Source organism: Mesorhizobium sp. M7A.F.Ca.US.014.04.1.1 (genome assembly GCF_003998745.1).
Classification (GTDB): domain Bacteria; phylum Pseudomonadota; class Alphaproteobacteria; order Rhizobiales; family Rhizobiaceae; genus Mesorhizobium; species Mesorhizobium ciceri.
Genome location: NZ_RZRW01000062.1, coordinates 5,732 through 16,459, shown reverse-complemented (window position 1 = coordinate 16,459; position 10,728 = coordinate 5,732). Strand labels below are relative to the sequence as shown.

The following is a 10,728-nucleotide window of genomic DNA, read 5'->3' as shown; positions in this document are numbered from 1 at the left end:
GTCGACATCGGGCCCGCCAACACCGTCGTCGTGGTCCGTTTCAAGGGCATTGCCGACCGCAATGCGGCCGAGGCGCTGGCCGGCACGGAGCTGTTCGTCGACCGTTCGATGCTGCCGGACGATGGCGAGGAAGACGAATTCTACCATGCCGACCTCGTCGGCCTCGAAGTCCGCGACGACACGGGTGCCGTGCTTGGCAAGGTGGTCGCGGTGCACAATTTCGGCGGCGGCGACATTCTCGACGTGACGCTGGGCGGGCGCAAGGGCGTGCTGATCCCGTTCACACAGGCTGCCGTACCGCAAGTGTCGATCGCCGAGGGTTTTGTTCGTGTCGATCCGGCGGCAGCCGGGCTGGTCGATGACGAGGATGGCGGTGGTCCGCGTGAGGAAGACTTCGATCCGAAGGGCAGGCCGCGCGGACCGAGCGATGCCGGGGGCAACCGGTGAGTTTTTCCGCTTCGGTGCTGACGCTTTACCCCGAGATGTTTCCCGGCGCGCTCGGCCTGTCGTTGGCCGGCCGGGCGCTCGAGGCCGGGACGTGGTCGCTGGAGACGATCCAGATCCGCGACTTCGCCACCGACCGCCATCGCACCGTCGACGACACGCCCGCCGGCGGCGGCGCCGGCATGGTGATGCGCGCCGACGTGCTGGCGAAAGCCATCGACCATGCTTCGCCGGAAGGCGATGCGCGGCCCCGGCTGCTGATGAGCCCGCGCGGCAAGCCGCTGACCCAGGCGCGTGTGCGCGAGCTGGCCGCTGGGCCGGGCGCCGTCATCCTGTGCGGCCGCTTCGAAGGCGTCGACCAGCGGGTGATCGACGCGCGGGGATTGGAGGAAGTCTCGATCGGCGATTTCATTCTCTCGGGTGGTGAGCCGGCCGCCCTTGTGCTGCTCGACGCGGTGGTGCGGCTGCTGCCCGGGGTCATGGGCAACGCGATGTCGGGCGAGGAAGAGAGTTTTGAAAACGGCCTGCTCGAACATCCGCACTATACGCGGCCGCAGGAGTTCGAAGGCCGTGACATTCCCGAGGTCCTGATTTCCGGCAATCACAAGAAGATCGCCGCCTGGCGGCGGGCGGAGTCAGAAAGACTGACAGCCGAGAGGCGTCCGGACCTGCTTGCCGCTGCTCAGCCCTTGGCAAAATAATAGAAGGCCAAAAACAGGCCGACGGCGACGACGAAGCCGCGCACGGCGTTTTGCGGCACCCGCTTGGCGATCCAGACGCCGGCATAGCCGCCGAGCGCGCCGCCCGGGATCATGATGATCGCCTGCGGCCAGGCGACGACGCCGCCCGAGACGAAGACGACGATCGCGACAGCGGCGATGACCATGGCCAGCATGTTCTTCAACGCGTTCAGCCGGTGATAGTCGCCGGCCTGGGTGAGGCCGAGCGTCGCCAGCATCATCACGCCCATGCCGGCGCCGAAGAAGCCCCCATAGATGGCGGTGAGAAACTGCGCGAGCGAGCCGGCCAGCGAGCCCACCGCCGCTTCATGGCCGGGCTTTGGCACTGGTTTCAGCCAGGGGCCGGCGGCGAACAGGGCCGTCGCGGCTAGCAGCAGCCACGGCACCAGAGCGCGAAACGAGGGATTGTCGAGCGCCAAAAGGATCAGAGCGCCGGCCAGTGCGCCCACGGCCGAGATCAGGCACAGCAGCAGCGCGCCGCGCCAGAAGTGCCTGATATCGGCCGAGTAGGCGAGGGTCGAGGTGATGTAGCCTGGAAATTGCGTCACCGAGGAGGTGGCGTTGGCAACGATCGGCGGCAGGCCGACCAACGTCATGGCGCCGAAGGTGATGAAGGTGCCGCCACCGGCGACCGCATTGGCGGCGCCTGACAGAAAGCCCGCTAGAAACAGCACGATGGCATCGAAGACAGACATGAATTGCGGCCGCTCAAAACTGTGTTATTTCAGGCTTTAGAAAGCCTGAACGACCGGCGCAACCCGGCACGGCAGGATTACGATGGTGCCATGCGAGCAGAAAATGCGCGCCCAAGGCGTGACAAAGCGGCGAAATAGCTGTATGTGCCCGCCCGTACCGGCCAGAAAGAATCTGCCGGACCCGTCAACAATGACGGTGTAGTCGCCCCTGCCTGATGTTTCAAAGACAAATGTCTTGGAGACAAAAGGCATAGCCAAGCGGTCAATGGAACTGCAAGGCGAGTGTCGGACGCTCTGACTGTCGGAAGAACAAGAAGTGGACTTTTGAGATGGATATTCTCCGTCAGCTCGAGGCCGAACAGGCCGCCAAGATCGAAGCCAAGCGCAAGCTTCCCGAATTCCAGCCCGGCGACACCGTGCGCGTCCAGGTCCGCGTGACCGAAGGCACCCGCACCCGCGTCCAGGCCTATGAGGGCGTCGTCATCGCCCGCGCCGGCGCCGGCTTCCAGGAGAACTTCACGGTTCGCAAGATTTCCTACGGCGAAGGTGTCGAGCGCGTGTTCCCGGTCTACTCGCCGATGGTTGAAGGCGTCGAGATCGTTCGCCGCGGCAAGGTGCGTCGCGCCAAGCTCTACTACCTGCGCGATCGTCGCGGCAAATCGGCCCGTATTTCTGAAAACACCGGCGTGCGCGCCCGCAAGCTGAACGATGAGGAGCGCGATGCGCTGAACGCCGAGAAGGCCCGTATCGAAGCCGAGAAGGTGGCAGCAGCCGAGGCCCTGGCCGTCGAGAAGGCCGCCCAGGACGCCGCCGAGAAGAAGGCCGCCGCCGAGGCCGAAGCAGCAGCCAAGGCCGCCGCAGAAGCGACCCCTGCCGAATAAGGTTTTCGGAAATCCCATTCAAAAAGGCGGCTTCGGCCGCCTTTTTTCGTTTCACCAGACTGTGAACGCTTTCAGCGCCAGACACAGGATCCGGCTGTTGACGGCGCATTACTTTGTGAACTAAATAATCGCGCACAAAGTAATTGGAGATTTGATATGGCACTCTACACCACACAGGCTCACGTCACCGGCGGCCGCGCCGGCCATGGCGAGACCAGCGACGGTCTGCTCAAGGTCGATCTGGCAATGCCCAAAGAACTCGGCGGGCCGGGGGGCGCCACCAATCCCGAGCAACTGTTCGCTATCGGCTATGCCGCCTGCTTCGAAAGCGCCATCCGCTTTGTCGCGCGCAAACAGAAGCTGTCGCTGACGGATGCCGGGGTAACCTCCACCGTCAGCCTGCTTCCCGATGGCGAAGGCTTTAAGCTCGGTGTCGCGCTCGCGGCGGAAACGAAAGGCCTTGATCAGGCGGCGGCGGAAGCGCTTGTATCGGAGGCGCACAAGATCTGCCCCTATTCCAACGCCATCAGGGGCAATGTCGACGTAGCGCTTTCGGTAAAGGCGGCATGACGGAAAAGACGACAAAGAGCACCAGGGACGTCCCGGCGGAGGCCACCGGGACGTTTCACGTTCCGCGGCTCGACCAACAGCTCTGCTTCGCGCTCTATTCGGCAAGCGGGCTGATGACGAAGCTCTACCGCCCGCTGCTCGATCCGCTCGGCCTGACCTATCCGCAATATCTGGCCATGTTGGCGCTCTGGGAACGGGCTCCAAGCACGGTCGGCGAGCTTGGCGAAGCGCTCGGGCTGGATTCGGCGACGCTGACGCCGCTGCTCAAGCGGCTGGAGGCCGGTGGCCTGGTCACACGCCGGCGCGACCCCGCCGACGAGCGCCGGGTTCTGGTCGAGCCGACAGCGAAGGGACAAGCGTTGCGTGAGCAGGCCAAAAGCGTGCCGGCGGCGATGCTTTGCAACCTGCCGCTGGATGCCGACGAGTTGAAATCCCTGCACCGCACGCTGACACGGTTCGTCTCCGGCTTGCGCAAGGCGGATGCCGGCATCGTGAAGCGGAGCTGATCGCTGCCGCGACACCGTTCATTCCTGAATCCCGGAAATGAAGGCATCGGAATCCCTTTTCGCGCGCGCTGACGCAGCGGACCGTCTTGCATGACGCTTGCGGAAAGCTAAAGTCGGCGCCGGATTTTCCTACAAGCCCGGCCGTGCCCGGGTCCTTCAATTTCCGGGGAGTGTGTCATGACCAAATCGAAACTGCTGCTGGCAGGCCTGCTTGCCCTCGTCCTGGTACCCGTTGCCGCCTTTGCGCAGGCGCTGCCCGACCTCGGCGGCAAAAAGGTGGTGGTTGTGACCGAAAACGCCTATCCGCCGCTGCAGTTCATCGATGCCAAGACCGGCAAGCAGATCGGCTGGGAATATGATGCGATGAACGAGATCGCCAAGCGGCTGAATTTCGCCGTCGAGTACCAGAACACATCCTGGGACGCGATGATCCAGGCGGTTTCCGACAACCAGTACAACATCGGCATGACCGGCATCACCATCAAGGACGACCGCAAGGAGAAGGTCGATTTCTCCGACCCCTATATGCGCTCGGAACAGTTCATGCTGGTGCGCGGCGATGAAAGCCGTTTCACCGACGCCAAGACCTTCGGCGCCTTCAAGGATGGGCTGATCGGCGCGCAGGCCGGTACCACGCCCTTCTACACCGCCGTCTACAGCGTGCTCGACGGCAATGAGCAGAACCCGCGCATCAAGCTGTTCGAGACCTTCGGCGCCACGGTGCAGGCACTGAAATCCGGCGACGTTGACGTCGTCTTGACCGACGGCACCGCGGGGAAGGGCTATGTCGACGCCTCCGAGGGCAAGCTGAAGCTGATCGGCGGACCGCTCGGCACCGAGGATTTCGGCTTCATCTTCCCGAAGGGTTCCGACCTGGTGAAGCCGGTCAATGCGGCGATTGCGGCGTTGAAGGCGGACGGGACGTTCGATGCGCTGAACAAGAAGTGGTTTCTTGATTACAAGATGGGGCAGTGATTTCGCACTGACTTCGCGCTTGAACGCCCCCCTCTGCCTTGCCGGGCATCTCCCCCTCAAGGGGGGAGATTGGCTGTTTTTTCCGCTTTCACCAATCACCAAAGTTGTAAAAAGAGTGCCGTCGACGAAGCTGCCAATCTCCCCCCTTGAGGGGGAGATGGCCGGCAGGCCAGAGGGGGCTGCCTTGGCGCAATCCTTTTGATGCCTCCCGCCTCTTCCTCCAAAGCCGACTTCCCCTGGTGGCTCGTCGTGGCCGTGACCATCGCGATCGCGGTGGCCGTCTTCGTCGCCACCAGCAATCTCTATGCCCAGGTGTTCGCCACGGTCGCCAAGGGCATCGGCGTCACCATCTTCGTCACCGTGATTGCCTTCGTGCTGGCGTCGGCCATTGGGCTCGGCATCGCGCTGATGGGAATGTCGGGTTCGCGCTGGCTGCGCCAGATCGCGCGCTTCTATGTCGAGATCATCCGCGGCGTGCCGATCCTGGTGCTGTTGTTCTGGATCGCCTTTGCCGGCGCGCCGGCCTTCGTCGCGGCCTGGAACGCGCTGACCGCGCCGCTGCAAAGCGCCGGCCTGTTCGGCGAGCTTTTGGTGCGCGACGTGTCGCTGTTGTGGCGCGCCATCATGGCGCTGACCATCGGCTATTCGGCTTTCATCTCGGAGGTTTTCCGGGCCGGCATCCAGGCGGTGGAGAAGGGCCAGATCGAAGCGGCGAAGGCGCTCGGGCTGACCCGCGCGCAGCGTTTCCGGCTCATCGTGTTTCCACAGGCGATCCGCACCATCCTGCCGCCCCTCGGCAATGATTTCGTCGCACTGGTCAAGGATTCCTCGCTGGTCTCGGTGCTCGGCGTTGCCGACATCACGCAGATGGGCAAGGTCTACGCCGCCGGCTCCTTTCGCTTCTTCGAGACCTATTCGATAACAGCCTACATCTACCTCATCCTGACCGTCGGCCTGTCGCTGGCGCTCAGGGCGCTGGAACGGCGGCTGCGCCGCCAGCACGAGGAATAGTTTTTCGGCCAAGGCAGCGCTACGATCCCCGAGCATTCCCGTTGAGGAGGTCCCATGATCGTCGACAAAGCCAATGCGGCGCTGGATTCCGTCTATACGGCCGACACGCCGGAAGCGCTTGAAGAGGCCTATGCCGCATGGGCCGGGACCTATGACAGCGAGACCGCCTCGCTCGGCTACCTCCTGCCTTTCCTGATCACCGCCTGGGTGGCGCGCCATGTGCCGGCGGGCGATGGCCCGTTGCTCGATGCCGGCTGCGGCACCGGCCTGTCGGGACCGTCGCTGAATGCGCTCGGCTACCGCGACATTGCGGGGCTCGACCTCTCGGACGATATGCTGAAGATCGCCGGCAGCCGCAATGCCTACAGCGAACTGAAGCAGGCAATGCTGGGCGGTCCGCTGCCGTGGCCGGACGGGTATTTCCGCGCCTTCTTCTCGACAGGCGTGTTCACCATCAGCCATGCGCCGGCGACAGGCCTGCACGAACTGGTGCGCATCACCCGCAAGGGCGGCCATGCGATCTTCACCGTGCGCGACCGGGTGTTCGAGAGCGGCGGCTTCCAGGCGGTGTTCGATGAGTTGGAGCAGACTGGGAAATGGCGGCCGGTCGAGGAAAGCCCGTGGTTCCGCTGCTATGCGATCGCCGAGCCGGATGCGCTGGTGAAGACTTTTGTGTTTGAAGTGATCTGAGCGGCGCGTTCTCCGATCTTGGCTTCCTTCCTCTCCCCCTGAAGGTGTGGAAGTGAGGACGAGGAACCCGAGTTCTGCGAAGGCAGCTTCCAATTGCCGAAAACCCAAAACATTGATATGAGCCACGCCATGGAAGAGCTTTTTGGCGATCCGGCCTACAAGGGGTTCGTGCTGCAGGACAGAAAACGCCTGCCGTCGCGCTTCTCCGCGCGCGTGTCCGGGGCGCTGACCAGCCGACTACCCTAGGCCGACCCATCGGGGTCGTTTCGCCGGGCCGGAGGTCCGGCACCTGCTCTTTCCCATTCTCATATCGACGGATTTACGCACATGAGCGCACCGCGCACCCTCTACGACAAGATTTTCGACGACCATGTCGTCGATCGCCAGGAAGACGGCACCTGCCTGCTCTACATCGACCGCCACCTGGTCCATGAAGTGACCAGTCCGCAGGCCTTCGAAGGCCTGCGCATGACCGGCCGTAAAGTCCGGCATCCGGAAAAGACGCTGGCCGTGGTCGATCACAATGTCTCGACTTCGCCCGAGCGCAAGTTCGGCATCAAGAACGAGGAAAGCCGCATCCAGGTCGAGGCGCTGGCCAAGAACGCCAGGGATTTCGGCGTCGAATATTATTCCGAGAACGATATCCGCCAGGGCATCGTCCACATCATCGGTCCGGAGCAGGGCTTTACACTGCCCGGCATGACCATCGTCTGCGGCGACAGCCACACCTCGACGCACGGCGCTTTCGGCGCGCTGGCGCATGGCATCGGCACATCCGAGGTCGAGCATGTTCTGGCGACGCAGACGCTGATCCAGCGCAAGGCCAAGAACATGCTGGTGCGTGTCGACGGCCAATTGCCGGAAGGTGTCACCGCCAAGGACATCATCCTGGCCATCATCGGCGAGATCGGCACTGCCGGTGGCACCGGCTATGTCATCGAATATGCCGGCGAGGCGATCCGTGCGCTGTCGATGGAGGGCCGCATGACGATCTGCAACATGTCGATCGAAGGCGGCGCGCGCGCCGGCCTGATCGCCGCGGACGAGACGACCTTCGCCTATGTCAAGGACAAGCCCCGCGCGCCGAAGGGCGCGGCCTGGGATGCGGCACTCGAATACTGGAAGACGCTACAGTCCGACGAGGGCGCGCATTTCGACAAGGTGATCGTGCTCGACGCGGCCAAGCTGCCGCCGATCGTCTCCTGGGGCTCTTCGCCCGAGGACGTCGTGTCGGTGCAAGGCATCGTGCCGAACCCGGACGACATCACCGATGAGAACAAGCGCACCTCCAAGCAGCGCGCGCTCGACTATATGGGTCTGACGCCGGGCACCAGGATCACCGACATCACGCTCGACCGCGTCTTCATCGGTTCCTGCACCAATGGCCGCATCGAGGATCTGCGCGCCGTCGCCAAGGTGGTCGAAGGCAAGACGGTCAGCCCGCATGTCGATGCGATGATCGTGCCGGGCTCCGGCCTGGTCAAGGAACAGGCGGAAGCCGAAGGCCTCGACAAGATCTTTGTCGCCGCCGGTTTCGATTGGCGCGAGCCGGGCTGCTCGATGTGCCTGGCCATGAACGACGACCGGCTGAAGCCGCATGAACGCTGCGCCTCGACTTCGAACCGCAATTTCGAGGGCCGGCAAGGCTTCAAGGGCCGCACCCATCTGGTGTCGCCGGCGATGGCGGCCGCGGCGGCGATCGCCGGCCACTTCGTCGACATTCGCGAGTGGAAGTAGTCCAGACTTGAACGGACCCGAGCCGCACCCGGCTCGGGTCAACGCTTCCCGTCGCGGCGGACGAGTTCGTGGAACTCCTCGCGGCGTCCGGGCTGTTCGGCCGCGACCACAAGCGCAAGCTGTTGTTCTTCGAAGAGCTTGAACCATTCGTCCCATTCGACGAGTTCATAGCCCCCCGCATTGAGCGGCCGTTCAGGCTGGTCCTGATCCTGATAGGCGTGCTGGCCGAAGACCAGCCTCAACATGGGCTGCGTCCCCGCTTCGGGCGAGATGTCGACGATTGCGGGAAAGCCGGCGCGCCCGGCAGCCCACGAGCGGATCGCATCGTGGTCGGTCAGTGTGATTGTGTCGGCCATCGGTCGCTCCAGATTGTCAACGAAGGAACGCTGACCGGAGACGGCGGTTCCCTGACATTATTTTGAGATGGCGGTCCTGCTTGCGGCGAGGCTTAACCGCTTGTTTGGGCTTGCCCTCTAAGCTCTTCCCCGACGTAAGCGAGGGGAAGTCATAGTCGTTTGGACACGGGTCTGCTCATAGCGCTGCTTAACCCGACGATCGCGCTGGCGCTCGGCGCGGCGTTCCTCGTGCTATGGTCCTATCAGCGCCACCGCCCCTATCTGGCCGTGCTGGCGCTCAGCTACAGTCTCTCGGCGGTGGGCTTCCTGCTTCAGTATTTCACCTTGCCGATCGGCATGCCGCTGACCAAGCTGGTGTCGAACATCTGCTTCAGCATCGCCGGCTGCTGCCTGGCCGGCGCCATCGTCCACCGCTATGGCCGCAAGGTGCCCTATGTGGGGATCGGCGCGCTGGCCTGCGGGGGACTGGCGTCGTTCTGCTGGTTCCTGTTCATCGCGCCGGATCTCACCTGGCGCATCCTGGCGATGAACTTCGCTTTCGGCGGTATCAGCCTTCTGGTTGCCGCCGAACTGCGCCCGGTGCGCAACAACGGCCCGACCGAGAAAATCCTGTTCGTGCTGTCGCTGCTGTCGGGCGTCAACTTCTTCGTGCGCACCCTTATCGTCGTCATCGCGCACGGGCCCTTCACGAGCTATGACGGGTTCTATGGCTCGTCCTACTGGACGACGGCGCTGCTGTCGCACGCGCTGCTGTCGCTGCTTATCGCGCTGTGCCTGTTTTCCGCCGCGGCACTCGACGTGTTGAAGGCGTTGAAGACCGAGACCTTTACCGACCCCCTGTCGGGCCTGCTCAACCGGCGTGGCTTCGAGGAGCGCGGCATGCTGCTCTTGCGGCACTGCGCCTCGGCGCGGTTCCCGGTCGCGTTGGTGCTGGCCGACCTCGATCATTTCAAGGCGCTCAACGATGTGCATGGGCATGGGGCGGGCGATCGCGTGATTGCCGATTTCGCCGCCAAGCTTCGGTCGGCGGCCGGCGCGCGCGGTGTTGCCGGGCGTATCGGCGGCGAGGAATTCGCCGTGCTGCTGCCACTCAGCGATCTTGCCGCGGCACGGCTGTTCGCCGAAGCGGTGCGCACGGTCTATTCGGCCGGCCATGTCGACGGGCTTCCCCAGGGAACGAAGGTGACGGCAAGCTTCGGCGTGGCGGCCCGCAGCGGTGACGAGGCGCTGGAGCCGCTGATGCGCCGTGCCGACGATGCGCTCTACAAGGCCAAGAAGAACGGCCGCGACAGTGTACGCCTGTCCTATGAGCGGCCGGAAACGGCGTTCCTGCCGGAGCCGCTCAAGACCGGCTGAATCCTGGCCGGCCAGGACGTTAACGTCTTCTTCGCCCGTCGATGATTAGCTGTCGGCGCGGGTGCGGGAGAACATGAGCGGCGCCAACTTCATCCTGTTGATCAATCTGTCGGTTGCCGGCCTGCTGGCGGCCTGCTTCATGGCGGTCGCCTTCCACGATGTCGGCCGGGCGCCGGCGCGCTGGCTGGCATTTGGCTATCTGCTGGGCATGGCCTATTCGGCCATCGAATTCTCCATTCCCGCTTTTGCCGACGCGCGGCTCCCGGTCGTTGCCGCCTTCGCGGTCTTCCTTGCCGCCACCATTGCGTTCAATGGCGGGCTTGCCCGCAAATACGGCGTGGCGCCGCCCTGGAAGGCGATGCTGTTTTTCCTGTTGGCCACCACCATAGCTGTGTATTTCGTACAGGACCTGCCCCGCCAGTCGCTGATCCGCATCATGGCTTACCAGCTTCCCTATGCGGTCATGCAGTTCATCGGGCTGGCCATCGTCTGGTCATCGAGGCAAAAGCTTGCCCGTCTCGATCGCATATTGATGGCCGTGCTGGCGGCGAGCGGCCTGCAGTTTGCCTCCAAGCCATTCATCGCCCATGCGCTCGGCGGCTGGGGCGCCAATCCGCAAGCCTATCTGCAAAGCAACTACGCGCTGGTGTCGCAATCGCTCGGCACTGTCTTTGCGCTGGCGCTGGCGCTGCTGATGCTGGCCATCCTGGTTCGCGACGTGCTTGCCGAAGTGACGTCGAAGTCGGAGACGGACACGCTTTCGCGCC

At 63.9% G+C, this 10,728-nt stretch carries 13 protein-coding genes and 1 pseudogene; 12 read left to right on the top strand and 2 right to left on the bottom strand.

Features of this window, described 5'->3' with window-relative positions:
- The coding region (gene rimM / locus EOA22_RS06785; protein WP_127389892.1) for a ribosome maturation factor RimM at positions 1–447 on the top strand (447 nt) is incomplete at its 5' end.
- Complete coding sequence (gene trmD, locus EOA22_RS06780; protein ID WP_013528859.1) at positions 444–1,145, top strand: tRNA (guanosine(37)-N1)-methyltransferase TrmD; 702 nt, start codon at positions 444–446, stop codon at positions 1,143–1,145. The genes rimM and trmD, both read left to right, overlap by 4 nt.
- Here trmD and EOA22_RS06775 read toward each other — a convergent pair.
- Positions 1,127–1,879 (bottom strand): sulfite exporter TauE/SafE family protein, encoded by a 753-nt coding sequence (locus tag EOA22_RS06775; RefSeq protein ID WP_063169535.1) that lies wholly within the window; start codon positions 1,877–1,879, stop codon positions 1,127–1,129. The two genes, trmD and EOA22_RS06775, sit on opposite strands and share 19 nt — an antisense overlap.
- Before the next feature lie 329 nt (positions 1,880–2,208).
- On the opposite strand from EOA22_RS06775, the gene rplS reads away from it, so the two are divergent.
- The 8 genes from rplS (at position 2,209) to leuC (ending at position 8,249) form a co-directional block, all read left to right on the top strand.
- Positions 2,209–2,760 (top strand): 50S ribosomal protein L19, encoded by a 552-nt coding sequence (gene rplS / locus EOA22_RS06765; RefSeq protein ID WP_013528861.1) that lies wholly within the window; start codon positions 2,209–2,211, stop codon positions 2,758–2,760.
- A 156-nt stretch (positions 2,761–2,916) separates the two neighbouring features.
- Positions 2,917–3,330: an organic hydroperoxide resistance protein gene (locus tag EOA22_RS06760; RefSeq protein WP_013528862.1), complete on the top strand. Its 414-nt coding sequence runs from the start codon at positions 2,917–2,919 to the stop codon at positions 3,328–3,330.
- Positions 3,327–3,836, top strand: a complete 510-nt coding sequence (locus tag EOA22_RS06755; protein WP_013528863.1) for a MarR family transcriptional regulator — start codon at positions 3,327–3,329, stop codon at positions 3,834–3,836. Before EOA22_RS06760 ends, EOA22_RS06755 begins: the two co-directional genes overlap by 4 nt.
- A gap of 177 nt (positions 3,837–4,013) precedes the next feature.
- On the top strand, positions 4,014–4,811 hold the full coding sequence (locus tag EOA22_RS06750; RefSeq protein ID WP_013528864.1) for a transporter substrate-binding domain-containing protein: 798 nt from the start codon (positions 4,014–4,016) through the stop codon (positions 4,809–4,811).
- Between the two features lie 201 nt (positions 4,812–5,012).
- The gene (locus EOA22_RS06740) at positions 5,013–5,822 is read left to right on the top strand and encodes an amino acid ABC transporter permease (protein WP_027163295.1); all 810 of its coding nucleotides are present in this window, start codon (positions 5,013–5,015) and stop codon (positions 5,820–5,822) included.
- Between the two features lie 54 nt (positions 5,823–5,876).
- Complete coding sequence (locus tag EOA22_RS06735; protein ID WP_063169534.1) at positions 5,877–6,512, top strand: class I SAM-dependent methyltransferase; 636 nt, start codon at positions 5,877–5,879, stop codon at positions 6,510–6,512.
- A gap of 117 nt (positions 6,513–6,629) precedes the next feature.
- Entirely contained in the window at positions 6,630–6,758 is a 129-nt protein-coding gene (locus tag EOA22_RS39505; RefSeq protein WP_281040756.1) for a hypothetical protein, read from the top strand.
- Between the two features lie 81 nt (positions 6,759–6,839).
- Positions 6,840–8,249, top strand: coding sequence for a 3-isopropylmalate dehydratase large subunit (gene leuC / locus EOA22_RS06725; protein ID WP_063169533.1), 1,410 nt, complete (start codon positions 6,840–6,842; stop codon positions 8,247–8,249).
- A 38-nt stretch (positions 8,250–8,287) separates the two neighbouring features.
- On the opposite strand, the gene EOA22_RS06720 is transcribed toward leuC, so the two are convergent.
- Positions 8,288–8,605, bottom strand: coding sequence for a hypothetical protein (locus EOA22_RS06720; protein WP_013528869.1), 318 nt, complete (start codon positions 8,603–8,605; stop codon positions 8,288–8,290).
- A gap of 159 nt (positions 8,606–8,764) precedes the next feature.
- On the opposite strand from EOA22_RS06720, the gene EOA22_RS06715 reads away from it, so the two are divergent.
- Together EOA22_RS06715 and EOA22_RS38685 are read left to right on the top strand one after the other, a co-directional pair.
- Entirely contained in the window at positions 8,765–9,961 is a 1,197-nt protein-coding gene (locus EOA22_RS06715; protein ID WP_063169532.1) for a GGDEF domain-containing protein, read from the top strand.
- A gap of 73 nt (positions 9,962–10,034) precedes the next feature.
- Positions 10,035–10,728: pseudogene (locus EOA22_RS38685) on the top strand (GGDEF domain-containing protein); the annotation flags it as partial.

Excerpts from the sequence above, each read along its gene's own strand:
- EOA22_RS06775 (WP_063169535.1), bottom strand. The coding sequence starts at position 1,879 with ATGTCTGTCTTCGATGCCATCGTGCTGTTTCTAGCGGGCTTTCTGTCA.
- rplS (WP_013528861.1), top strand. The coding sequence starts at position 2,209 with ATGGATATTCTCCGTCAGCTCGAGGCCGAACAGGCCGCCAAGATCGAA.
- EOA22_RS06760 (WP_013528862.1), top strand. The coding sequence starts at position 2,917 with ATGGCACTCTACACCACACAGGCTCACGTCACCGGCGGCCGCGCCGGC.
- EOA22_RS06755 (WP_013528863.1), top strand. The coding sequence starts at position 3,327 with ATGACGGAAAAGACGACAAAGAGCACCAGGGACGTCCCGGCGGAGGCC.
- EOA22_RS06750 (WP_013528864.1), top strand. The coding sequence starts at position 4,014 with ATGACCAAATCGAAACTGCTGCTGGCAGGCCTGCTTGCCCTCGTCCTG.
- EOA22_RS06740 (WP_027163295.1), top strand. The coding sequence starts at position 5,013 with ATGCCTCCCGCCTCTTCCTCCAAAGCCGACTTCCCCTGGTGGCTCGTC.
- EOA22_RS06735 (WP_063169534.1), top strand. The coding sequence starts at position 5,877 with ATGATCGTCGACAAAGCCAATGCGGCGCTGGATTCCGTCTATACGGCC.
- EOA22_RS39505 (WP_281040756.1), top strand. The coding sequence starts at position 6,630 with ATGAGCCACGCCATGGAAGAGCTTTTTGGCGATCCGGCCTACAAGGGG.
- leuC (WP_063169533.1), top strand. The coding sequence starts at position 6,840 with ATGAGCGCACCGCGCACCCTCTACGACAAGATTTTCGACGACCATGTC.
- EOA22_RS06720 (WP_013528869.1), bottom strand. The coding sequence starts at position 8,605 with ATGGCCGACACAATCACACTGACCGACCACGATGCGATCCGCTCGTGG.